This window comes from Aristophania sp. ESL1142 (assembly GCF_058107345.1).
The window spans coordinates 990,446-1,015,031 of record NZ_JBYLUH010000001.1; the positions used below are offsets into that span (position 1 = coordinate 990,446).

Consider the following 24,586-nt stretch of genomic DNA (forward strand, 5'->3'; position numbering starts at 1 on the left):
TATTATGCAAATATTTTCTCCCTCTGAAGTAGAAAAAACAACCATTCTGCTTGTTGAACCCGAGGGGGAGGAAAGGGGAAAAGTCAAAGAGCTTTTCCTGGCACAGGGCTTCACTGTCGCTTGTGTTGAAACAGCGGAAAATGCTCTGCCGGAGCTGGAAAAGGGTCTGAAGGCTGATTGTCTGCCTGACCTTCTTGTTGTCTGTACATGGCTTGAGGGCATGAGTGCCGGCCAGCTTGTGCGTCGTCTTCGCCTCGATTCCCGTTTCCGTTCAGTGCCTGTCCTGATGCTGACTGAAGACGTTCTTTCAGGCATGGAACGTGATGGTCTGGAAAGTGGAGCAGATGCCTATATTTCGCGCTCTGCCCACCCGGATCTGTTATTGCTCCGTATTCGTGCCCTGCTGCAGTCAGGTGTAGAACGAATCCCCAAAGATACGTCGCCTGAGTTGCGTCGTGCCCGTATCGTTATTGTGAATCCTCCCACAGATGATTCCCTGCAAAGTTTCTGGGATAACCCTCAGCTTGAGCAGCTTGATAGCGAGCAAGATGAGGATGACGAGGTTGAAGGGCCTGGTCTGGGCGAGCTTCTCTGGCGTGATGGCTATACTGTTACATCGGTTGAACGCTCTTCTGATCTGATTGAAGGGGGGTGGCTAGGTGGTAGTGCCGCTCCTGATTGTCTTGTGTTGGTCGATCTTGGTCAGAGTGAACATGATCTTGCTTTCTGTCAGTTACTTGAAAGACGCAGGAAAGCTATTCAGGAAGCGGGAGGGACACCCTTTCGTATATTAGGCATTGTTGAAGCAGGCCAGTTCCGCCAGCAATCTTCAGTTGTTTTCCTTGAGGCCGGGATTGATGATCTTGTTCCCAGCGATATTTCCCTGGATGTCCTGGCTCTGCGTATCCGCACATTGGCACAGCGGCGCATGGCTGAAGAGAGTTTTCGCCAACAGGAGGCAGAGCGTCAGATAGCTGCCATTACTTATGAAGCGGCTCGGGCAAAGGCTGAAATGGCTGATGCTCTGGAGCGTGCCAATCAGGATCTCGCCCATACAAATTCTGAACTGATTCAGACGCAGGCAAAACTCGTCCATACAGCCAAAATGGCTTCTTTAGGGGAGCTAGTTGCCGGTATTGCTCATGAAATTAATAATCCACTGGCTTTTACGATCAGCCATGCTGAAACTGTGGCAAAAAATCTGAGCTTATTACAGAAAGAGCCCTTACCTGATGATGTCCTTAATAAATTAAAAAAAGGGTATGACCGCCTGAAAGCGATGAAAATCGGCTTGCAGCGTATTCAGAACTTGGTGCTGGGTTTGCGGCGTTTTTCACGTCTTGATGAAACAAGTTTCCAGAAAGTTGATGTTGCAGATGCTCTGGAAACCACTTTGACACTTCTGGCGCATAAACTTGGCAAGGGAATTATCGTTGAACAAAAACTTGAAGCCCCCCCTTATCTGATCTGTCAGGCATCGCTGATTAATCAGGCAATCATGAATATTATTTCCAATGCAGCAGATGCCATTGCGTCTGTCAGTGAACCAGGGAAAATGCCTTCGGGCCATATTGAGATCAGGACATATTTGCAGGATGGGCTATATGTGATGTCTGTCTGTGATGATGGACCTGGTCTTGATGAAAAAGTCCGTCACAGGATTTTTGACCCTTTCTTTACGACAAAAGCAGTCGGTGAAGGGACCGGACTGGGACTGGCGATCGCCCATGGTGTGGTGGAAGCGCATGGAGGAACGATTGAAGTCGGGTCAGGAGCAGAAGGATGTTCTGGTGAAATAAACGAAAAACGTAAGGGAACTTATTTTAAATTCTTGATTCCGGTTGAAGAAACACCTGAAGGATTAAAAGCAAAGGGGCGTGTGAAATAAATGGTTAAAGATTCGGCAAAAAGGGGAAATCCATTCCTGTTGCCTGATGATTACAGGCCAACCATTCTTTTAGTTGATGATGAAGAAGAGATCCTCGTTGCCTTAAGTGATATTCTCGAAGAGCATTATACGCTCTTAAGCACCACCAATCCTCTTGAAGCTCTTAAGCTTCTGGCCCAACATCCTGAGATTGTAACAATTATTTCCGACCAGCGTATGCCAGGCCTGATGGGAGACCGTTTTCTCGCAAAAGCGGGAGAAATCTCAGATGCAAGAAGCATTTTATTGACAGGTTATGCAGACCTTGAGGCGGTTGTCTCTGCCCTCAATGAGGGGCATGTTCAGGCTTATATTCACAAACCCTGGGAGGCTGATGCGCTCTGCACGCTGGTTGCAGAAGTGACGCAGCATTGTTTGTCACAAAGGGCTTTGCGCACTGAGCAGGCTCTTTTAAGGGGGTTGATGGATGCCCTACCTTTGCGTCTGGTTTTTTCTGACGCAGATGGCCATGCGATCAGAAGCAACGTGCCTGAGACGATGGTTGAAAACTGGTCTGAAGAGTTAACACATTATCCTGAGAGCCTGCGTCAGGATATTCTGGAAATGCGGGAAGAAACACGCCGGAAGGGACAGTCTGAACGTTTGGTGCCTGAAGTTATTGAGACTCAAAAAGGTGCCAGTAAAACGCGTTGGCATGAATTAAGCCGTCTTTCACTTGCCTGGCCAAGAGATGTCTCTCAGGATCGGGCCTGGCAGGTATGCCTTGATCGCGACGTGACACGTCGCGTGATTGTTGAAACGCAGTTGCGTCAGGCAGAGCGCCTTGAATCTTTAGGAACCCTGGCAGGAGGGGTTGCACATGATTTCAATAATCTTCTGGCTGCGATTTCCGGGTCTCTGGAGCTTCTGGAAGATGATATTGGAGAAGATAACAAGCAGGGCCACCAAATTCTCTCTCAGGCGCAGGACGCTATAAAACGTGGCGCTGCCTTAACGCGGCGTCTCTTGCAATTTGGTCGCTCGCGGCAGGATGACCTGAAAGATGTACCAATCAAGCAGTGCCTTGAGGACTTGCAGGATATATTGGAGCAAAGTCTTCGTGGCACTGGCCAGAAATGCCAGCTGGTCATTCATTCCATTCCTGAGGGAATTCCTCCTGTTCTGACAGATCCACAACAGCTTGAAATGGCGTTGCTGAATCTTTGTGTTAATGCACGTGATGCCATGCCTCATGGGGGAAAAGTCGAAATAAGAGTGCGTCTTGTCGAGCACCCTCTTGAAAACGTACCACCATCATGCTCGTCCTGTCACGCAGTTGCGCTGGATGTGAGCGATGAGGGAGAGGGAATTCCACCAGAGATTATTGACCGTATTTTTGACCCGTTCTTTACAACCAAAGAGGTGGGGAAGGGGACAGGGCTGGGACTTTCTGGCGTATATGGTTTTATTACGCGTTGTCATGGCGATATTCAGGTCCAGAGCAAGGGCGGACATGGAACAACCATGACTCTATATCTGCCAATTACCGCTGAAATGCCTACTGAAACAGGTTCAATAGGTGGATCCCGCCATGTTCTTGAGAGTGACGTAAAGCATGGCGCTGAAAAAGCCATTCATACAGCTATAACAGAAACAAGACGAGTTCTGGTGCTGGATGATGAAGAGATGATCAGGCTGGTTGTTGCCAATTTCCTGAAAGCGGATGGCTTTCTTGTAAAGACGGCTGGTACATTTGAAGAGGCTCTGGAAGTGATCGGGCAAGGCTATATTCCCGACCTGGCTGTACTGGATGTGCGCATGCCTGGTCATGATGGGCCAAGTTGTGCACGTTATTTCAAGGAAAATTTTCCTGAAATGAAATTTCTTTTTATGAGCGGCGATGTCGCTCAGTTTGATCTTGAAGGGGTGCCTCTTCTTTCCAAACCTTTTACGCAGGAGCGCCTGTTGCGTGCTGTGCAGGATGTGATGGAAAAAAACCCTTAAAGGCCCCTCTTGAGTTATGGCGGGGACGTATTATTTAGGGAGGCAATGATGACATATTCTTCGCATGACCCGATTGGGTGGCACGGTACGACCATTTTATGTGTTCGTCGTGGGAAGCAGGTTGCCATGGCTGGGGATGGCCAGGTAACTCTTGGACAAACTGTTATTAAAGGCAATGCACGTAAAGTTAGGCGTATAGGTCAGGGTGGGTCCATTCTGGCTGGCTTTGCAGGTGCAACGGCTGATGCCTTTACACTTCTTGAACGGCTTGAAGCCAAGCTTGAGCGTTACCCAGGCCAGCTTGAACGTGCCTGTGTCGAGCTGGCAAAGGACTGGCGGACAGATCGTTACCTGCGCCGGTTGGAAGCGATGATGGCAGTTGCAGATAAAGAGCGTTCTTTCACCCTGACCGGGAACGGCGATGTACTGGAACCTGAAGATGGGATTGTCGCGATTGGTTCGGGAGGGAATTACGCCCTGTCAGCGGCGCGTGCGCTTTTACCTTTTGAAGAACTCTCTGCTGAGGATATTGCCCGTCGGGCGATGAAAATTGCAGGCGATATCTGCGTTTATACAAATTATTCTGTAAGGGTGGAAACTCTGGGCATTGGAGAGGAAAATAATTGATGAAACATCAGGAATTAATGCCCAGAGACATTGTTACTGAACTTGATCGTTATATTGTCGGTCAAAATGATGCCAAACGTGCCGTGGCCATCGCGTTGCGCAATCGCTGGCGTCGTGAGCAGCTTGATGGCACAATGCGTGAAGAAATTGTGCCCAAAAATATCCTGATGATCGGGCCTACAGGGTGTGGCAAGACCGAAATTGCGCGTCGGCTTGCTCGTTTGGCGAATGCTCCTTTTATCAAGATTGAAGCGACGAAATTTACTGAAGTTGGTTATGTGGGGCGTGACGTTGATAGTATTATCCGCGATCTGGTGGAAGTTTCACGTTCCATGTTGCGCAAACAGAAACGCGAAGAGGTGAAGCCGCAAGCTGAAAAAGCAGCGGAAGAACGGCTCCTTGATATTCTGGTCGGGAAGGAAGCTTCAGCTGATACACGTACGCGTTTTAGGCAGATGCTCCATAATGGAGACTTCGAGAATAAAGAAATCGAAGTAGAACTGAGCAGCGATAAAGACTCTCAAGTGGGGAATGGTGATCTGCCTCCCGGACTGGTTCCCGGTCAGGTCATTAATCTGGGCGACATGATGCGTGGAATCATGGGCAAGAAACCAGCCAAGAGAAAAATGACCGTAGCGCGTGCTAGAGAACAGATTTGTCGTGAAGAAGCGGATAATCTGCTTGATGATGAGGTGCTCGATCATGAAGCCCTACTTCATACACAGAGCAACGGCATTGTCTTTTTGGATGAAATTGATAAGGTTTGCGCTTCTTCTGAGCAAGGGGTTCGTAGTGGAAATATTTCACGCGAAGGCGTGCAGCGTGATCTGCTTCCCTTAATTGAGGGGACGACGGTTAATACAAAATATGGTCCTGTTAAAACGGATCATATTCTATTTATTACTTCTGGTGCCTTCCATCTTGCCAAACCATCTGACCTCCTGCCTGAACTTCAGGGGCGTTTGCCAATCCGGGTTGAGTTATCTGCCCTTGATCGTGATGACCTCCGTCGCATTCTGATTGAGCCGGAGCATTCTCTGATTAAACAATATGTTGCTCTATTGGGGACGGAAGGGGTTACGCTCACATTCAGCGAGGATGCGATTGATGCCCTGGCTGATCTGGCTGCAGAGATTAATGAGCGCGTTGAGAATATAGGAGCTCGTCGTTTGGCAACAGTGCTGGAGCGGCTGTTGGAGGATGTTTCCTTTACAGCATCTGAACGTTCAGGTGAGAAAGTGATGATTACTGCTCAGGAAGTGAAGGAAAAAGTATCCCCATTGGCTGAAAAGGGTGATCTAAGCCGTTTCATTCTGTAAAAGACACGGTTTTTAGTCTCATAAGAAAAGAGGATTTGTCATGACAGATCAGCCTTCCTCCCCTTTTGTAAAAGCTGAAGAACAAAGTTGTCAGGAGGCGATTGCAGCGATTAGTGATGAATTGATGCTTTTTGATGACTGGATGGAACGTTACCAATATATCATTGAGCTGGGGAAGAAATTGCCAGATTTCCCGGCTGAATGGCAGAATGATGCCCATCGTGTGCCAGGATGTCAAAGTCAGGTCTGGCTTGAGGGCGTATTTGTTGGTGATAAAGCCTTTTTTGCTGGCGCTTCCGACGCGGCCATTGTGCAAGGGTTGGTTGCGCTTCTTCTGCGGGTTTATTCAGGCAGGACACGTGAAGAGATTCTCAAAACAGGTTCAACATTTCTTCATGATCTTGGCTTGGTAAAAGCCCTTTCAACAAATAGAGGTAATGGCGTTGAAGCCATGGCCCAGGCCATTCAGCGTTTTGTTCATTCCCAGTGAGCGTAATTTTTTTTAGAAAGAACATTTCATATAAAAAGCCTGCTTCTTAGTGAAAGAAGCAGGCTTTTCTCAAGACTCAGTTGAGTCTCTGGATTATTCTGCGCTCTGAGAAGATGATTCAGGAGCAGCAGGAGCAGCTGCTGACTCAGCAGGAGCTTTAGCAGGAGCAGCCATGTCTGATTTCATAGTATCAGGAGCTGTTTTGGCTTCATCACCCTGAGCTTGCTGAGGAGCGGCTTCTTTAGCATCGTTAGCAGCGTCTTTTTTGTGATGAGCTTTTTTATGAGCGTGGTGTTTATGGTGCTTTGGAGCTTCAGAAGCATCCTGTGCAAGAGCTGCCTGACCACCAAAAGCGGCAACAGCAAGAGCAGCAACAGCAAAACGGCGTAATGTCATGATAAATCCCCTTATGAGGAATAAGAAAATAACCCCTGTAGAATCACAGGATTCTCTGATTCTAGGACGGTTTTTTTAAAAAGAATAATTAAAGCTCTGTAATGTATGGAAAGAATTTTTTCAGTAAAAAAAGGGGACTTAATTACCTAGGTTCCCTGAGTTTCTGAAAATATCTTCGAAGTAAAAGTTGACGTAAAATTAAATCCGTCTGTCTATTTGGAGGATGTGTCTATATTCTCCAATGTATAGGCAATCAGGTAATCTCCCATTTTTGTTGAGAAAGACGAGTGTCCTCCAGCATAAGTAACGATAAATTGTTTGCCATTAACTGCGTATGTCATGGGCGTTGATTGTCCGCCTGCAGGGAGGCGATCATGCCAGAGGATCTTGCCTGATGTCAGATCATAGGCCCTGATATAATAATCCATCGTTGAAGTTACAAAGGCGAGGTTCCCCGCCGTTACGAGAGGTCCGCCGAGGGAAGGGACCCCTATTGTGAGAGGAGGGAGTTCAACCGGAAGGCTAGAGCCATAGAGTGAATCTCGTATTGTACCATTGCGGTGACGGTAGATGACTTTGTTACTTGTCAGGTCAATTCCGGCAATTTCTCCCCATGGAGGCGTGCTACATGGAATTCTGAGACCAAGTTTAAGGAGAACAGGGTTCATAAAGGGTGACAGTTTTACGGCATAAGGGATTCCGTAATTATGCTGTAAGCCATTTTCACTACCCTTGCCTTTTGCAGTGCTGGAAGAAGGCCAGAGAGGATTATCAGGGCCACGAGGTACTAATTGTGAAACGAAAGGCAGGCTGATCGTATTTGCGAAAGCAACCTGACGTTGTGGATCTACGCCCAGCCCGCCCCATTCAAACATGCCAAGATCGCCGGGAAATACCAGTGTTCCCTGGAGTGATGGCGGTGTAAAGGGGCCCTCATAACGGAGGGAGTGGAAGTAAATGCTGCATATCATCTGGTCTAATGTGCTGCCACCCCAGACATTTTTATCTCCAAGGGGAATTATAGGCTGTAAACTCAAAGAAGAATGAGGTTGGGTCGGGCTTGTGTAATCACCTGCAACGGGATGGCCTGGTACATTTATTTCAGAAGTTTCAATAATTGGTTTCCCTGTTCTGCGATCAAGAGCAAAGATATCGCCTGTTTTTGTAGGGATATAAATCGCTGGTATTTTTGATCCGTCTTTTTGTACAATATCTACCAGGCTTGGTTGTGAGCCTATGTCCATATCCCATAGATCATGGTGAATTGTCTGATAGAACCAGACCAGCTTTCCATTATCAGCATTCAGAGCAAGGATCCCTGGTACGTACCGTTCAGCGTCTTTAGTGCGATAGCCTCCCCATTGGTCAGGCGTGCCAATACCCATGGGAATATAAATCAGGTTCAGTTCCTTGTCATAAGATGAAATACTCCAGGAATTTGGCGAGTTTGGATGAAAAAGAGGATGGCTTTTGCTCGGCATTTCATTCGGGTCAGGGTTCGCTGCATCGAAAACCCAGGCCAGTCTGCCCGTATAAACGTCATAAGCCCGTGTGGCACCCGATGGCTGGCGGATCGAGCCATTATCCGTGATGGCACTATTAACAATTATGTATCTGTCAGTAATAACGGGTGGAGAGGTCGGCTCATAATCACCGAGAGTGCTATAAGGCTGGTGGCTGAATCTGAGATCAAGCTCCCCATTCTTGCCAAAGGCTGCGCATTTTTGGCCTGTTGCGGCATCAATTTCGATAATCCTACCGTCATTAACAGGAAGAATCACTCTTCTGGTGCATTCTGTCATTGAAATGGGGGTGCCAGTTGAATCTACAGCCTGAGCGGGCGTTGTGTGAACACTGACGCCGCGGCATGTCAGATGCTGGAAGGTGGGATGTGATTCCAGTTTTGGGTCAAAAACCCATTTTTCTTTCCCCGTACTGGCATCAACAGCAAAAACTTTCTGGTGGAGCGAACAAAAATAAAGCGTGTTGTCAAATTCAAGGGGCGTTGCTTCATTCGTCGCTTCAGCAGAATCGTGATCTGTCAGAATGTCTCCTGTTCTCATGACCCAGGCACGCTTCAATTTTTTGACTGTTTTATCGTTGATTTGGTTTAGAGGAGACCAATGGTTCCCTTCATAAGTGCGTCCATAAGCAAGCCATTCCGTGTCTGGGACCTGGCCGGCATTATGAGGGGAAGCATTGGCGATCTCGGTTGGCAGTTTTCCAGGAACGTCAGAAGGATCCTCTGACCAGCTTGCAGTTAGGATAATGATTGTGACGATAATCATAGCCGCTAGTGGGGCTGTGGTCATGACTCGGGCAGAAAGGGGACGTGTGACCCAAGGAAGGGCGATGATAATGCCTATGATAAGGGCAACATCAAGTAACGGAAGAAGGGACCAGAAATCAAATCCGACAAGTATAATTGCCCAGCTGAGTGTGCCCAACATAACGAGAGCAAAAAGGACCAGCCCGCTTGCTTTTCTTTTAAAAAGGCAAAACCCGGTCAGGAGATAACCAATTCCAGCTATGAGATAATAAACAGGGCCGCCTATGATGACATCCCACAGGCCCCCGATCATGAAGAATATGCCAATTATTGAGACGATAAGGGCAATGACGGAAAGCCAGACATGTCTTTTTTTAGATGGAGTTGTCATATTGCCCTCTTTTTATGTGTTATTATTGAAAAATACGCTCTTTATATTTGAGGTATGTCTGCTTTAATACTATTCACTTTGGAGGTGAATTTAAATAAAAGTTTTTTATTTTAAAAAAATCATAAATGGTTTTTTAATTATTTATCTTTTTTATTTTTATAAGAAAAAGCTTTATTTATTATTAATTCTTGCTCCTAATATTCATTTTATTCTCAACGAAGGCGGTTTCTGGAGTGCCGTTAGTATGTATCATTCCATCGATGACGGCTCTTTTTAGCTTGCTCTGAAAGGAAAAGCTTTTTATAAGCACACCGAAACCAGCCACGCGTCTGGGCGAAATGTGGCATGCCTAGCCGTGGAGCTTTCTATTTTATGAAATAGAAGGTTTGAATGAATGTTACAGGGAGAGCAAAATGCCCAAGATGAAGACCAAGTCTTCGGTCAAAAAGCGGTTCAAGATTACCGCGACCGGTAAAGTCATGTGCGGACCCGGCAATAAACGCCATGGCCTGATCAATCGTCCACAGAAGATGAAACGCTCCAATCGTGGTCCTCAGACCATGACGGAAATGGATGCGCGTACAATCAAACAGTGGGCGCCCTACGGGCTGTCATAAGGAGAGATAGGATACCATGGCACGTGTAAAACGGGGCAAAACCTCCCACGCCCGTCACAAAAAGGTTCTGGAACTTGCTAAAGGCTATCGCGGCCGTTCCTCTACCAATTACCGTATCGCTCTGGAGCGCGTTGAGAAAGGCCTCCAATATGCGTATCGCGATCGTCGCAACAAAAAGCGTGATTTCCGCGCTCTCTGGATTCAGCGTATCAATGCTGCAGTGCGTGAGCATGGCTTGACCTATAGCCGTTTTATTAACGGTCTGGCCAAAGCTGGCATTGAAATTGACCGTAAGGTTCTTGCTGCGATTGCCTTTGATAATTCTGAAGCTTTTGCTGAGATTGTCCGCAAGGCTCAGGCAGCTCTGTAAGAGTAATTTTACAGATAAATGTACATTATTTCCCTTCTGCCTTGTGCTGAAGGGGGTGTATCAGGCGGGCCGTCCTTGTATAAAGGGTGGCCCGTTTTTGTTATGGTTAAAGAATTCCGGGGGAGATGCAGGGTAAATGGCCAATGATCTCGAGCTTTTAAGGCAGGAAACGCTTCAGGCTTTAAAAAACGTCACGACACAAAGTGAGTGGGACAATGTGCGTGTTGGTACGTTGGGACGTTCAGGGAAGTTGACAATGCTCCTGCGACAATTGGGGCAGTTTCCTGCTGAGGAGAGAAAGGCCCGAGGTCAGGATCTCAACCGTTTACGCGATGAGCTTACCGTTTTGATTGAACAGCGTGGTGAGGAGATCGAAGAGCTGTCCCTACAGGCTCGCCTTGAAGCAGAGCGCGTTGATGTTACCTGTCCGCCCCCTGTTATTCTGCAAGGTTTGATTCACCCGATCAGCCGCACGATTGAAGAAATGACAGCTCTTTTTGCCAATATGGGGTTTGTCGTTGCCGAAGGGCCCGATATTGAAACGCAATGGCATAATTTTTCTGCTTTAAATACACCAGATCATCATCCTGCCCGTACAGAGCAGGATACATTTTACCTTCCCGCATTGAATGGTGAATCAGAAGCTCCTGTCTTGAGAACCCAAACGTCAGGGGTGCAAATCCGTACCATGTTAAGTCAGGAACCGCCTATCCGCATCATTGCGCCAGGTCGCACTTATCGTGCTGATCACGATGCGACCCATTCTCCCATGTTTCATCAATGTGAAGGACTTGTGATCGACCGTAATATCACACTGGGCCACCTGAAATATTGCCTGATTGAATTTTTGCGTGCCTTTTTTGATAAGCCTGATCTGCCTGTTCGTTTCCGTCCCTCTTATTTCCCTTTTACGGAACCTTCAATGGAAGTTGATATTGGCTGGTCGCGTCAGACGGGTGAATTGGGGGCTGGCTCTGACTGGCTTGAAGTTCTTGGCTCTGGCATGGTGAATCCGCGTGTTTTGGCAAATTGCGGGGTTGACCCCTCAGAATGGCAGGGATTTGCGTTCGGGATGGGGATTGAACGTCTGGCGATGTTGAAGAATGGTATTGCTGATTTGCGTTCCTTTTATGAGAGTGATCTGCGCTGGCTCCGTCATTATGGATTTTCGTCGTTAAATGCTGTTGGCGCAGGAGGGTGCTAGGATGAAATTTTCACTATCATGGCTTCGTGAGCATCTAGATTATACAGCCTCTCTTGCCGAAATCTGTGCGACCTTGAATAATATTGGCCTCGAAGTTGAGTCTGTTGATGAGCCAGCAAAGAGACTGGCTGGCTTCCGTACTGCAAAAATTCTTGAAGCCTCGAGACATCCTGATGCAGACCGTCTTCAGGTCTGCCGTGTAAATGCAGGGGCGGGGTTTGAAAATATTCAGGTTGTTTGTGGTGCGCCAAATGCGCGTGCAGATTTGCACGTTATTTTTGCACCTCCCGGCACATATATTCCTGGCAGTGATATCACGATTAAAGCAGGCAAGATCCGGGGGGAGAAGAGTGATGGGATGCTTTGCTCCCTTCGTGAACTTGGTCTGGGAGAAGAGAGTAACGGCATTGCCGAACTGTCTCCGACAGCACCAATCGGTGTTGATTATGTTGATTATGCCGGGCTTGACGACCCTGTCATAGAGATTGCGATTACGCCTAATCGGGGGGACGCTTTAAGTATAAAAGGTATTGCTCGCGATCTCGCTGCAGCAGGATTGGGGCGCTTGAAACCCTGGTTGGTTGAAACGATTGAGGGGCAAGGCTCTTCAGAGCGTAACTGGAAAATCCAGCATCCTGCATGTCTTTTCGTAACAGGACGCCTTATTCGTGGTGTAAAAAATGGCCCAAGCCCGCAATGGCTTCAAAGTAGGCTTGAATCAGTCGGCCTTACCCCACGTTCTCTGGTCGTTGATATAACAAATTATGTGATGTTTACGCTCGGTCAGCCTTTGCATGCCTTTGATGCTGCAAAGCTTGATGGTGATGTACTATATGTCACACAGGCACAACCTGGCGATTTTCTCGCTCTGGATGGAAAAGAATATGCCGTGACACCAGACGATATGGTGATTGCGGATTCCCGCAAGATTGTATCACTAGCCGGGATTATCGGTGGGCAAAATAGTGCTGTTGACGAAAATACAACGGATATTTTCCTCGAATCAGCCTATTTTAATGCTGTGCAGATAGCTCTTACTGGCCGCAGGCTTGGTGTGCAGACTGATGCCCGTTACAGGTTTGAACGGGGTGTCGACCCTGCCATGGTGCGGAATGCTCTGGAGCAGGCCACAGCTCTTATTTGCTCTTTAGGAGGTGGGGAGGCAGGTCCCGTTATTGAAGCCGGGGAAGAGATACATATACAGCGTAAGGCTTCCATGAGGTTTGAGCGTCTTAAAACGCTTGCTGGTCTAGATATGGATCCTGCGGAAGCTGTGCATTACCTTGAGCATCTAGGCTTTGAAGTCATTGACCAGAATGATGAAACAGTGTCTTTCAAAGTGCCTTCCTGGCGCCATGATATTGCTGCAGCCCAGAGTTTGGCTCAGGCTCCTGTCCTCTCGGAAGAGCAGGCCCGAAAAGCGGCTCTGCATGTCAATGAGCTTGAAGCAGAATGTGATCTGATCGAAGAAGTTCTGCGTCTGAAGGGGCTTGACCATGTTGCGCCTGTAGCGCTTCCTCCTATAAGCAGACAGAAGAGTGTTTCTTCACAGAAAACACCTCTTTCCATGATACGTGCTCTTTGTGCCGGTCGTGGTCTGATGGAAACGGTTGGCTTTTCCTTCGTGTCAGGGCAGGATTCTTCTTTATTCGAAGAACCTGTAGCGCAGGAGCATCTGGTCAATCCAATCGCTTCTGATCTTGACCAGTTGCGCCCGACCTCATTGATAAATTTGTTACGCACGCTTGAGCGCAACCTCGCCCGCGGGTTAGGCCAGAATGGTGAGGCAGCCTTTTTCGAAATTGGTCCTGCTTTTGGCCGTAATGGCACACGTTCACTTCTTGCTGCCGTCCGGGGCGGAGTGACAGCGCGTTATCCCGGTCATTCTGCACAGGAGCCAGATTGGTTGCAGGCCAAGTCTGACCTCATGGCCGTGCTTGAGGTGCTGGGTGTGCCTGAACTTTCTCTTTCCACGACGGCTGATGCTCCTTCCTATTATCATCCAGGTCGGTCCGGGCAGTTACGTCAAGGCCCGAAACTGGTTCTGGGAGCTTTTGGTGAGCTACATCCCCGTTTGGTTAAGGCTTTTGGTCTGACCGGGAAGGTCGCAGTTTTTGAGCTTGATCTCAATAAGGTGCCTTTGCCGAAGGTGAAGCGTAAATCTGTGCCGGAGCTATCTTCTTTGCAGCCTGTGAGGCGTGACTTTGCTTTCCTTGCAGGGCCTGACGTTTCTGTGCAGGATGTCATTAGGGCGGTTCGTCTGGCTGACCGCAAGTTGATTAGCGACGTTAGGCTCTTTGATATTTATGAAGGCGATAAACTTCCTGAAAATTATAGATCCTTAGGCATTGAAGTCACGCTTCAACCTAAAGAGGAAAGCCTGACAGATCGGCAGCTTGAGGCGCTTGCCCAATCGGTTGAGCAAGCTGTGCAAAAAGCAACAGGGGCAACATTAAGACGCTAGGGTCTTTCTAGGGAGGCGGGGCAGGGAGGTCCACCATGGGGGCAAGAATTGCCGTTCAAGGCCAGATGCAGATGGAGAATAAGGGTCGTGTGGTCTGGATTCTCGCTGGAGAGGCCAGTGGGGACGTCATTGGTGCTCGCCTCATGCATGCTCTTCATGAGCGTGATCCCGAGCTTGTTTTTGCAGGTGTCGGTGGAGGGAGAATGGAGGCTCTGGGTCTAAGAAGCCTTTTCCCGATGGATGATCTTGCTGTTATGGGTTTTTTTGAAGTTGTTCCCCATCTCAGATTATTATCCCAACGTCTCTTGGAAGCCGAGTTTGATATTAGACTAAGGCTTCCTGATGTTGTAGTGACAATTGACAGTCCTGGTTTTTCTTTCAGATTACTGAAACGTATAAGGTCTCTTGGGCTTAAGAGGGTGCATTATGTTGCTCCACAGGTCTGGGCCTGGCGTGAAAACCGTCTGAAACATTATAAGGGTTTATGGGACCGGCTTTTATGCCTTTTCCCCTTTGAGCCGGAATGGTTCGCTGAACGTGGGTTTGAGGCACGTTTTGTCGGGCACCCTGTTTTGCAGGCTGGGGTTGCGCAGGGAAAGGCGCATCGTTTTCGTCTGCGTCATGACGTTAGTGAAACGGCGCCTGTCCTGATTTTGATGCCCGGAAGCCGTCGTTCTGAAATACCAAAGTTAATGCCGGTATTCCACCATATGACGAAATTGCTTCTCAAGGATTTTCCTGACCTTTGTCTGGTGATTCCTGTTGTGCCAGCGATGGCAATGCAGGTGCGTCACTATGTTGAGAAATGGGAAATCCAGCCACGTATTGTGACAGACCTTCAGGATAAGCATGATGCTTATGCTGCGGCCCAATGTGCTGTGACAAAATCAGGAACCTCGACGTTGGAATTAGCCGTCGGACGTGTGCCGATGGTTGTGACCTATAAGGTCAATAAACTCTCTGCCATGCTTATCCGGCGGATGATAAAAGTGCCCTATGTAGCAATGGTTAATTTGCTGATGGGCACAAAAGTCGTTCCCGAATTATTGCAGGAAGACTGTAACCCTGAAACCCTTGCCCAAACAGTCGGAGAACTTTTGCGAAATCCTATTAAGGCAGATATGCAGAAAGGTGTCTTTGGGCGCTTATTATACAAGCTCGAACAACCATTCGGGACAACACCAGCCGATGCTGCTGCCCTCGAAATTCTGGCTTTGCTGGATGGAAAGGATCAGGTTGAGCAGGTTCAGGAAGCCCCTTTAATGGGAGCCGTTACAGAGTTTGTCAAAAAAGAAGAGCCTGAAAAAGACGTTTTGAGCTGAGTTAGTCTCAGGAAAATAAGCTTTCAGGCTCAATTTTGAAGGGGATATTCAGATTTTACCGAATAAACCCTACCAGACGTTCAGCTTCCTGCACGATAGGTTCTGAAACCTCGGAGGCGGCGTGAGCGCCTTTGCGGAGGAGGGCGATGATGTGGGCTTCATCATTTAACAGATCGTTTGTTTTATGGGCGATGGGAGCGATCTTTTCGACCATTAGTTCTGTCAGAGCCTTTTTGAAATCGCCAAAGCCTTTCCCACTAAAATCATTTAACACATCTTGCGGTGTTTGATCTGAAAGAGACGCATAAATCGTAACAAGGTTCAAAGCTTCTGGACGACCTTCCAGCCCGGTGATTTCATCAGGAAGAGGGTCGGAATCTGTTTTGGCGCGGCGGATTTTCAGGGCAATTTCGTCTTCATTATCTGTCAGAAGAATACGGCTTTGTTCTGATGGGTCTGATTTGGACATTTTTTTTGTCCCGTCACGCAGATTCATGACACGCGCTGCATGGGGAGGGATGAGCCCTTTGATTTCTGGGAAAAATTCGACGCCCATATCATGGTTGAATTTCTGGGCAATATCATTGGCAAGCTCAATATGCTGACGTTGGTCATCGCCTACAGGAACGTGCGTTGCGTGAAAGGCTAAAATATCAGCAGCCATTAGATTGGGGTAAACGTACAGCCCAGCTGAATGATTTTCCCTGTTCTTGCCGGCCTTATCTTTAAATTGTGTCATTCGGTTGAGCCAGCCGAGGCGGGAGATGCAATTAAAAATCCAGCCAAGTCGTGCATGTGTGCTGACGGCAGACTGATTATAAAGATGCTTTGGATCCAACCCGCATGCAAGAAGGCAGGCCGCGGTTACGAGTGTCTGGCGACGGAGTTTTTCTGGCTCCCAGGGCATGGTGATGGAATGAAGATCAACCAGGCAGAAGAAACTCTCATATTCATCCTGCAACGCGATCCAGTTCCTGATGGCCCCAAGATAATTACCGAGATGAGGGACACCTGTAGGCTGAATACCGGAGAAAACACGTTGCATAAAATACCTCAATGAAGGAAGAAAGCCGCCCTTCCCATGGAGAAGAAAGAGGCGGCTTTATCAATAGAAAATAATGGGGGTTTTTATAGCCCGGAACCGTCATCAAGTCCTAAAAGCTGGATCTTGAAGATCAGAGGACTGTTAGGTGGAATGATGCCCATTGAGCGTTTGCCATAAGCAAGCTTGGCAGGGATGTAGAACTCATATGTATCACCTACATGCATGAGCGGTAGCCCTTCCATCCAGCCTTCAATCACACCGTCAAGAGGCATTTCCATATAGGCTGCGCCGGTGTGCATTTCGGAACTGTCGAAAATCCCGCCATCTGGCAGACGACCTTCATAAATAACCATCATCATGGAACCCTGATGAGGTGTGGGTCCATTTTTAGGACCTGCTTTAAGAACTTTATAGGCTAAGCCACTTTTCAGGGTGGTGACACCTTTCTGCTGACTAACTTGAGCCATGAATTGCTCACTGGTCAAAGTTGGTTTGGGGGGAGCACTGCATGCTCCCAATCCGATTAAGCCCGTAAGGGCTAAAGCGGGGATGATCGTTCTGGCGGAGCGTTTCAGACTGCGCATAAAAGATATCCTTTTTGAAAAATAATCTTACTAAAGATTAGAAGATGGAAGATAAAAGGGTAGCGCGTTAAAGCGCTCCACCCTTGCGACCAATCTGTGCGCCCAGGCGTAGGCGCAGCGCATTGAGACGAATAAAGCCTTGAGCATCAACCTGATTATAGGCGCCTTCATCATCTTCAAATGTAACGACACGAGCATCATAAAGGCTATTGGGGCTTTCGCGTCCAATACAGATAACATTGCCTTTATAAAGTTTCAGGCGGACACGCCCAGTCACAGAGTGCTGGCTCGTATCAATCAGAGCCTGCAACATGCGGCGTTCAGGAGAGAACCAAAGGCCGTTATAAATCAGTTCAGCATAACGAGGCATAATGCTGTCTTTAAGGTGGCCAGCATCACGATCAAGTGTAATGGTCTCCATAGAGCGATGGGCCATTAGCAGGATCGTGCCGCCCGGTGTTTCGTAAATTCCACGTGACTTCATGCCGACAAAACGGTTTTCAACCAGGTCAAGACGCCCGATCCCATTAATACGGCCAAGTTCATTAAGGCGGGTCAATAGTGTTGCAGGGGAGAGTGTTTCACCATTTAGAGCAACGGGGTCGCCACTGACAAAATCGATACTGATTTCGGTTGGTTTATCAGGTGCTGCTTCTGGAGAGACTGTGCGCTGGAAGACAATTTCATCCGGCGCGATGGCAGGGTCTTCAAGCAGTTTTCCTTCTGATGAGGAGTGAAGCAGATTAGCATCTACAGAGAAAGGCGCTTCACCACGCTTGTCTTTTGTAACAGGGATCTGGTTTTTCTCAGCAAAATCCAGCAATTTGGTGCGTGAGGTCAGGTCCCATTCACGCCACGGGGCGATGACTTTGACATCAGGTTTCAAAGCATAATAGCTGAGCTCAAAACGAACCTGATCGTTCCCTTTGCCTGTGGCGCCATGCGCAACAGCATCAGCACCGACAGCTTCAGCAATTTCAATCTGTCTTTGGGCAATTAAAGGACGGGCGATGGAAGTGCCGAGAAGATACTGTCCTTCATAAAGCGTATTTGCCCGGAACATGGGGAAGACGAAGTCTTTGACAAATGTTTCGCGCAGATCTTCAATAAAAATTTCTTTAACGCCAAATTGTTCTGCTTTTTTACGAGCAGGTTCCAGCTCCTCTCCCTGGCCAAGGTCAGCAGTAAAGGTGACAACTTCGCACCCATAATGCTGCTGTAGCCAGCGTAGGATTACTGATGTATCCAATCCGCCGGAATAAGCCAGCACAACTTTTTTAACATCTGACGTCTTAGCCATCTAACGCCTGTCCTTTTGTTTAATTTTTCAACAAACTACCGGACGCATATTATCATAGCAGGTGGGGAAACCACCAGAGTGTAAAAAATTGTATTTATAAATATGGAAAAAGCTTCTTTTACAGAAAAGAGGATCCTAAAACAGCAAAGTGAAATACGGGTTTTAGGGAAAGAGCTATTTCTTCACCTCAATAGAGGTTGCAGGCGGGGCGGATATATTGAACTCGTTCAGTAAATCAATCTGACAGACAATAAAATCCACTTGTTTGAGAAGGATATGAAGCATGATAATATCTTCGGTCACGGTTTCATCCTGTTCTACAAAACGGTTGAAAAGTTTTTCGAGGGCGTAGGTCAGAAGGGCGAGATTATACATGACGTCTGAACTAACTTGATAATAAAGAGGGGGTTCCGACTGCCACCTCGTAATTTCGTAAAAAGAAAGTGCCATAATTATAATCTTTTGGAAGAAATCGGTTTGATGGATCCAGAACCTAATGTGCCAAGTTGTTCAAGTATGGACGTCGTATAAATATCCCCGGAGTGCGTAAGACACTGGCGTAGGGAACTTAAAATAATACTAAGTGTAAAGAGTTGCTTAAATGAAATCTCTTGACAGGGTTTATCAAAAGGTAACGTCTCAATGAGACTCGCGCAATGATAATGCAACTTTTGGAGAGATTGAAGAGAAATCTGGCATGTGTTTTGAAACTCACTGTTTTTCATGAGAGTAAATGAATCCTGTAAAAAATACTTAAAAGAGTATCTGGTGTATTAATTATTTATTAATCACTTTTTGTGTCTGTGAAAAGTTTTTTGGTTAAACCTACGATTTTATGAGGTATTAAAAAAATATTTAGGAGTTATCTCTTATTTTTCACCGTAAGCGTGTCTTAATTACATTGATAATAAAAGCAACGAAGAGGCTGTATGGAATTATTTATATCGCAGATTGTTAATGAATAGTATGCGAATTAAAAATATAGATGTAAAGAGATGATATATCTGTAAGGCATAAACTGTTCTTAAAATGCAGGATAGAGAAATGTATTCCTATCTATCTTACTTGTTCATAATTTCAAGCAATGTCATTATAGTTAATATTGTAAATATTCGTTTTTACTTATGTAGTGTATAAAGATCTTTACTAAAAAATGATTCCTGTATTGCTATTTAAAAACTAGCAAAGATATTTCCAGAATGAAGTATGAGCCTTCATGTTGCAAAGCATAGAAGATAAAAATTACAGATCGTCTATCAAGTCAAAATTAGCACAGGAATATAAGAAATAGGCCGTATTAAAATAATTTTATGTTGTAGCTGATAAATTCTTAACTCTTTATCTATGGAGTAGTCTATATGCCCGTCTCAGGGGTGTAACCTCTGACATGCAAGGGTTACACATCTTCGGTTTAACTTACACGCCGCCTAACATTTCATTATAGATGTCATTTGCGTTGCGTCGTAATCTCTCGCTTTGTGTCTTCAGCTGTCCGCAGGCAGCGAGGATGTCGCGGCCTCTTGGCATGCGGATGGGGGCGGAATAGCCGGCATCCATAACGATCTGGGCAAAGCGGGCCAGGCGTTCCTTGGTGGAGGGTTTGAAGTCTGAGCCAGGCCAGGGATTGAAGGGAATAAGATTTACCTTGGCAGGAATGCCTTTTAACAGACGCACAAGCTCTCTGGCATCTGCATCGCTGTCATTAATGCCGCGCAGCATAATATATTCAAATGTAATGCGGCGTGAGTTCGAAGCAGCTGGATAACGGCGACAGGCAGCCATCAGCTCTTCAATGGGATATTTCCGGTTTAGCGGAACGATCTCATCGCGCAGTTCATTTGTGACGGCATGGAGCGAGATTGCCAGATTGACGGCAAGCTCTTCACCACAGCGATCCATCATCGGCACGACGCCAGAGGTTGAAAGTGTGATGCGCCTGCGGGAGAGGGCTATGCCTTCGCCATCCATCACGATTTTCATGGCTTTAGCGACATTCTCGTAATTATAAAGCGGCTCTCCCATACCCATCAGCACAATGGTTGAAAGCAGGCGGGGTATCTCTCCTTTCGGGCTGGGCCATTCGTGGTAGCTATCACGTGCCGCCATGAATTGCCCGACAATTTCAGCCGCTCCTAGATTGCGTACCAGTTTTTGCGTGCCTGTATGGCAGAATGTACAGGAAAGCGTGCATCCAACCTGGGAGGAAATGCAAACGGCTCCTCTGTCTTCCCGGCGGTCAGGGATATAGACGGTTTCAGCTTCCTGACCGTCGCGGAAGCGGAAAAGGAATTTCCGTGTTTCGTCCTTGGAGGTCTGCTCGGTCGTGATGGAAGGGCGCCCCACTATGAAATGTTCTGCCAGTTTTGCCTGAAGCGGTTTGGCAATGGTGGACATGAGGGAGAAATCGGTTACGCCCTGATGATAAATCCAGTGCCAGAGCTGCTTTGCCCGAAATGGCTTTTCCCCGATTTCGACGAGAACCTCAGCAAGCTCTTCGCGTGATAAGCCGACAAGATCACGTCGTCCATCCTCTGTGATAGCGGAAGGTGGCGCAAAAAGGGCAGATTTTGCCAGAATACGTTTACGCTCTGCGTCATTAAGGTCATGCAAAGCATCAGAAGAAAGGGGAGAAACGGCTTTATTTGTCATAGGCGCGTCCCATAGCATATGAGCAAGCAGAAACGCTATCATTATTGGGGGCTAGGGGTGTGTGAATTATTAAAAAGCTGCCTTTCCGTTTAATGAATCCTCTATTTCTTCATAAGCCCAGATCGGAAAGAGAGGGATAATCATTCGGCCGTTGAGGCCCGTCCCACAAAAATTTTCGTTCATCGGGCGTTATGGAAATGTCATTGATAGAAGCATGACGAGAGGACATAAGGCCTTTTTCGTCAAATTCCCACATTTCATTTCCATAAGAACGCCACCATTGCGCGGTTTCGTTCTGCCATTCATAGGCAAATCTGACCGCAATACGATTGTTATGAAAACTCCATAATTCTTTTATGAGACGGTAATTTCTTTCCGTAGACCACTTCCGGGTTAGGAATGATATGATCTCATTTCGGCCTTTAATGAACTCATTTCTGTTACGCCATGAACAATCAGGACTATAGGCAAGAGAAACCGTTTCAGGATTACGGCTATTCCAGGCATTTTCAGCAGCGCGGACCTTGAGAAGGGCAGTTTCATTCGTAAAAGGTGGTAAAGGGGGTCTCATAAATAGTTTTATTCCTTGATAAATTCACATAAATATCCGTTTATCGGTATTATTAAAGGTATATTTTATGTATTCTACTATATTGGGAAGTGTTTTGTTTTAGGGAACGATTCAATATAGACAATTCCTTTTTTAATATGGAAATACTCTTCTTCTTTGGAAATTTTGAATAATTTAAAGTCGTTCTGGAAAATGTTATCTTGATAGGGTTGGTTATTATACTAGCTATATTAGTAAAATAAGTGCAATATGTTAGTATTTAATATTATTTTTAAAAAATATTTGGCAGCAAAGCGTTACAGTGGCATCAGTTCTTTTTTACGGATTATCCTGGATAAGAACTGAATTCGTTTGAGATGGAAAATTAATGATGGATGTCAGATATTTTCCGGCAAAGCGTTTTTCTGTGCGCAGATCAGGAATTCAACATTTCCTTCCGGTCCGGTAATCGGGCTGGTATCAAGCCCTATGACATTCCAGCCGGGGAGGGAGCCGAACCATTCTGTAATTTCCTGACAAACGCGTTCATGAACAGCAGGGTCTCTTACAACCCCTTTAGGACCAATATCGGCACGTCCTGCTTCAAATTGTGGTTTGATGAGAGCAACGGCGTAAGCCCCGTTCTTTGCTAAATCCAAAGCAGCAGGGAGAACTGTTTTCAGGCTGATAAAACTGGCATCACAAACTACGATATCTATCGGTTCGGGAATGATTTCGTTATTTAAGTAACGTGCATTTGTTTTTTCAAGCACGATGACCCGTTCGTCAGAACGAAGTTTCCAGGCAAGTTGACCATGACCAACATCAACGGCATAAACTTTCTGAGCGCCGTGTGTAAGAAGCACGTCGGTGAATCCGCCTGTTGAGGCGCCAACGTCAAGTCCGATCTGATCCTTTACATCCAGCTTAAAAGCTGTGAGTGCGTGATCAAGTTTCAGTCCTCCGCGTGAAACCCACGGATGATCCTGTCCTTTGACACAGAGTGGTGTTTCTTCAGGAAGCTGATCGCCCGCTTTTTTGACTGGTTTGTCCCCATCAGGACCAGCGTAAACCAGTCCAGCCATAATTAAAGCCTGGGCACGAGTGCGACTTTCGACCAGCCCCCGTTCAACGAGAAGCTGGTCTGCGCGACGTTTAGACATTTAGCGTGAAGAAGAAAGGGCTTTACGTGCCGTTTCAACAATATGAGGTGCTGTTAGTCCAGCCTCTTCATATTGTGCTTCAGGCGTATTGTGATCAATCCAAATATCGGGAAGCGCCATAGGGCGGAACTTTACCTTATCCAGAAGGCCTGTTGCCGCAAGATGCTGCACGACCTGTGAGCTGAACCCACCCGTTGCACCTTCTTCAATAGTGATGAAGACGTCATGTTTTCTGGCGAGTTCCTCAATCAACGCCGTGTCAACAGGCTTGGCGAAACGGGCATCAGCAACCGTGACGGCAATGCCTTCATCTTCTAGCAGGGAAGCGGCTTTAAGTGATTCCTGTAAACGTGTTCCCAAAGAGAGGATTGCGACACCGGCTTTATCGGTATCCTTTATGATACGGCCTTTTCCGATTTCCAGAATCTCTCCTTCAGCGGGCAGATCAAGACCAATGCCTGACCCACGCGGATAACGCACAGCACTTGGTCCAGAATCATGGGCCCATGATGTTGCTGTCATATGCACAAGCTCTACTTCATCAGAAGGAGCCATAATGACCATATTGGGCAGACAGCAGAGATAATTCAGGTCAAAAGATCCAGCATGGGTTGCGCCATCAGCGCCAACCAGACCAGCGCGATCAATGGCAAAACGAACTGGTAGGTTTTGTAGTGCTACATCATGCATGACCTGGTCATAAGCACGTTGCAGGAATGAAGAGTAAATAGCGCAGAAAGGTCGCAGCCCCTCAGTTGCAAGCCCAGCCGCAAAAGTTACTGCGTGCTGCTCGGCAATGCCAACGTCAAAGAAACGGTCAGGAAATTTGTCTGCAAAAAGATTTAAACCTGTGCCAGAAGGCATTGCTGCGGTGATAGCCACGACACTGTCATCCTGAGCGGCACGATTAACCAGCTCTTTGGCGAAGACCGATGTATAGGTTGGCGGGCCTGCGGGACCTTTTTTCTGCTTGCCGGTTTCAACGTCAAATTTCGCCACGGCGTGATATTTGTCACCTGCTGCTTCAGCTGGTTTATAGCCACGTCCTTTTTCTGTGATGACGTGAAGGAGAATGGGGCTACGATGTTCAGCATCGCGCAGATTGCGCAAAATAGGCACAAGCTGGCTCATATCGTGACCGTCAACCGGGCCGACATAATAAAAGCCAAGTTCTTCAAAAAGCGTGCCACCCGTAATCATGCCACGGGCATATTCTTCAGCTTTTTTCGCAGTCCGTTCAATTCCAGAAGGAAGGCGCTTCGCCCATTTTCCGGCCAGGTCACGAATGGAAAGGAAACGGTGTGATGACATGAGACGTGTCAGATATGTTGACATCGCCCCTACAGGGGGAGCGATGGACATCTCATTGTCATTGAGAATGACGATCAGTCGGTCAGCACCCCGTTCACCCATATAGCCAGCATTATTCATGGCTTCATAAGCCATCCCTGCGGAGATCGATCCATCACCAATTACAGCGATGACGTTACGGTCTTCATAGCGGGGGTCTTTTTTAGCCTGGATATGATGGGCTGCTGCCATGCCCAGACCTGCTGAGATGGAGGTCGAGGAGTGAGCGGCACCAAAAGGATCGTACTCACTTTCTGAACGACGTGTAAAACCTGAAAGCCCCCCAGGCTGTCGTAAGGTGCGGATGCGTTCACGACGGCCTGTTAGGATTTTATGCGGATAGGCCTGATGTCCTACATCCCAGATAAGACGGTCATCAGGTGTGTTAAAAACAGCATGAAGTGCTACTGTCAATTCTACCACACCAAGAGATGCCCCTAAGTGACCGCCTGTCGTGGAAACGGCGTCAATCGTTTCAGCCCGTAATTCATCAGCAAGTGTTTTGAGCTGATCAACAGACAGATTGCGCATATCAGAAGGATAATGGACGCGGTCCAGTGTTGGGTAACGACCAAAAGTGGGAATGGTTGAATGACTCATGAGAG

The 24,586-nt window shown here is 47.2% G+C and carries 20 protein-coding genes; 10 read left to right on the forward strand and 10 right to left on the reverse strand.

Going from position 1 to position 24,586, the window contains the following annotated elements:
- Positions 1–4 precede the first annotated feature (4 nt).
- The 5 genes from AC3B6P_RS04630 to AC3B6P_RS04650 are packed head-to-tail and all read left to right on the forward strand — an operon-like array spanning position 5 to position 6,307.
- Positions 5–1,888 carry a hybrid sensor histidine kinase/response regulator gene (locus AC3B6P_RS04630; RefSeq protein WP_489804950.1) on the forward strand — a complete coding sequence of 628 codons (1,884 nt, stop codon included), beginning with the start codon at positions 5–7 and terminating at the stop codon, positions 1,886–1,888.
- The gene (locus AC3B6P_RS04635) at positions 1,889–3,871 is read left to right on the forward strand and encodes a response regulator (protein ID WP_489804951.1); all 1,983 of its coding nucleotides are present in this window, start codon (positions 1,889–1,891) and stop codon (positions 3,869–3,871) included.
- Positions 3,872–3,916: 45 nt separating this feature from the next.
- On the forward strand, positions 3,917–4,498 hold the full coding sequence (hslV, locus tag AC3B6P_RS04640; protein WP_489804952.1) for an ATP-dependent protease subunit HslV: 582 nt from the start codon (positions 3,917–3,919) through the stop codon (positions 4,496–4,498).
- A complete protein-coding gene (hslU, locus tag AC3B6P_RS04645) occupies positions 4,498–5,817 on the forward strand; it encodes an ATP-dependent protease ATPase subunit HslU (RefSeq protein WP_489804953.1) in 1,320 nt (439 codons plus the stop codon). The genes hslV and hslU overlap by 1 nt, the downstream gene beginning before the upstream one ends.
- A 40-nt stretch (positions 5,818–5,857) precedes the next feature.
- Positions 5,858–6,307 carry a SufE family protein gene (locus AC3B6P_RS04650; protein ID WP_489804954.1) on the forward strand — a complete coding sequence of 150 codons (450 nt, stop codon included), beginning with the start codon at positions 5,858–5,860 and terminating at the stop codon, positions 6,305–6,307.
- Positions 6,308–6,400: 93 nt separating this feature from the next.
- On the opposite strand, the gene AC3B6P_RS04655 is transcribed toward AC3B6P_RS04650, so the two are convergent.
- Positions 6,401–6,703 (reverse strand): hypothetical protein, encoded by a 303-nt coding sequence (locus tag AC3B6P_RS04655; RefSeq protein WP_489804955.1) that lies wholly within the window; start codon positions 6,701–6,703, stop codon positions 6,401–6,403.
- A gap of 212 nt (positions 6,704–6,915) precedes the next feature.
- Positions 6,916–9,363: a membrane-bound PQQ-dependent dehydrogenase, glucose/quinate/shikimate family gene (locus AC3B6P_RS04660; protein ID WP_489804956.1), complete on the reverse strand. Its 2,448-nt coding sequence runs from the start codon at positions 9,361–9,363 to the stop codon at positions 6,916–6,918.
- 413 nt (positions 9,364–9,776) lie between these two features.
- Here AC3B6P_RS04660 and rpmI point away from each other — a divergent pair, with 413 nt between their 5' ends.
- From rpmI to lpxB, 5 genes are all read left to right on the forward strand, one after another.
- Positions 9,777–9,980 carry a 50S ribosomal protein L35 gene (gene rpmI / locus AC3B6P_RS04665; RefSeq protein ID WP_489804957.1) on the forward strand — a complete coding sequence of 68 codons (204 nt, stop codon included), beginning with the start codon at positions 9,777–9,779 and terminating at the stop codon, positions 9,978–9,980.
- Positions 9,981–9,996: 16 nt separating this feature from the next.
- Complete coding sequence (gene rplT, locus AC3B6P_RS04670; RefSeq protein ID WP_489804958.1) at positions 9,997–10,350, forward strand: 50S ribosomal protein L20; 354 nt, start codon at positions 9,997–9,999, stop codon at positions 10,348–10,350.
- Between the two features lie 136 nt (positions 10,351–10,486).
- A complete protein-coding gene (pheS, locus tag AC3B6P_RS04675; protein WP_489804959.1) occupies positions 10,487–11,554 on the forward strand; it encodes a phenylalanine--tRNA ligase subunit alpha in 1,068 nt (355 codons plus the stop codon).
- Between the two features lies 1 nt (position 11,555).
- Entirely contained in the window at positions 11,556–14,018 is a 2,463-nt protein-coding gene (gene pheT, locus AC3B6P_RS04680; protein WP_489804960.1) for a phenylalanine--tRNA ligase subunit beta, read from the forward strand.
- Between the two features lie 35 nt (positions 14,019–14,053).
- Positions 14,054–15,340 carry a lipid-A-disaccharide synthase gene (gene lpxB, locus AC3B6P_RS04685; protein WP_489804961.1) on the forward strand — a complete coding sequence of 429 codons (1,287 nt, stop codon included), beginning with the start codon at positions 14,054–14,056 and terminating at the stop codon, positions 15,338–15,340.
- 55 nt (positions 15,341–15,395) lie between these two features.
- Here lpxB and trpS read toward each other — a convergent pair whose 3' ends face one another.
- The 8 genes from trpS to dxs form a co-directional block, all read right to left on the reverse strand.
- Positions 15,396–16,385 carry a tryptophan--tRNA ligase gene (gene trpS / locus AC3B6P_RS04690; RefSeq protein WP_489804962.1) on the reverse strand — a complete coding sequence of 330 codons (990 nt, stop codon included), beginning with the start codon at positions 16,383–16,385 and terminating at the stop codon, positions 15,396–15,398.
- Positions 16,386–16,468: 83 nt separating this feature from the next.
- The gene (locus AC3B6P_RS04695) at positions 16,469–16,969 is read right to left on the reverse strand and encodes an FKBP-type peptidyl-prolyl cis-trans isomerase (RefSeq protein WP_489804963.1); all 501 of its coding nucleotides are present in this window, start codon (positions 16,967–16,969) and stop codon (positions 16,469–16,471) included.
- 67 nt (positions 16,970–17,036) lie between these two features.
- On the reverse strand, positions 17,037–18,269 hold the full coding sequence (locus AC3B6P_RS04700; protein ID WP_489804964.1) for an argininosuccinate synthase: 1,233 nt from the start codon (positions 18,267–18,269) through the stop codon (positions 17,037–17,039).
- A gap of 174 nt (positions 18,270–18,443) precedes the next feature.
- Positions 18,444–18,719 (reverse strand): hypothetical protein, encoded by a 276-nt coding sequence (locus AC3B6P_RS04705; protein WP_489804965.1) that lies wholly within the window; start codon positions 18,717–18,719, stop codon positions 18,444–18,446.
- A gap of 966 nt (positions 18,720–19,685) precedes the next feature.
- A complete protein-coding gene (rlmN, locus tag AC3B6P_RS04710) occupies positions 19,686–20,918 on the reverse strand; it encodes a dual-specificity RNA methyltransferase RlmN (RefSeq protein WP_489804966.1) in 1,233 nt (410 codons plus the stop codon).
- Positions 20,919–21,027: 109 nt separating this feature from the next.
- Positions 21,028–21,489 carry a nuclear transport factor 2 family protein gene (locus tag AC3B6P_RS04715; protein ID WP_489804967.1) on the reverse strand — a complete coding sequence of 154 codons (462 nt, stop codon included), beginning with the start codon at positions 21,487–21,489 and terminating at the stop codon, positions 21,028–21,030.
- A 377-nt stretch (positions 21,490–21,866) separates the two neighbouring features.
- Complete coding sequence (locus AC3B6P_RS04720; RefSeq protein ID WP_489804968.1) at positions 21,867–22,631, reverse strand: TlyA family RNA methyltransferase; 765 nt, start codon at positions 22,629–22,631, stop codon at positions 21,867–21,869.
- Positions 22,632–24,581: a 1-deoxy-D-xylulose-5-phosphate synthase gene (dxs, locus tag AC3B6P_RS04725; protein WP_489804969.1), complete on the reverse strand. Its 1,950-nt coding sequence runs from the start codon at positions 24,579–24,581 to the stop codon at positions 22,632–22,634. It lies immediately after the preceding gene.
- Positions 24,582–24,586 lie beyond the last annotated feature (5 nt).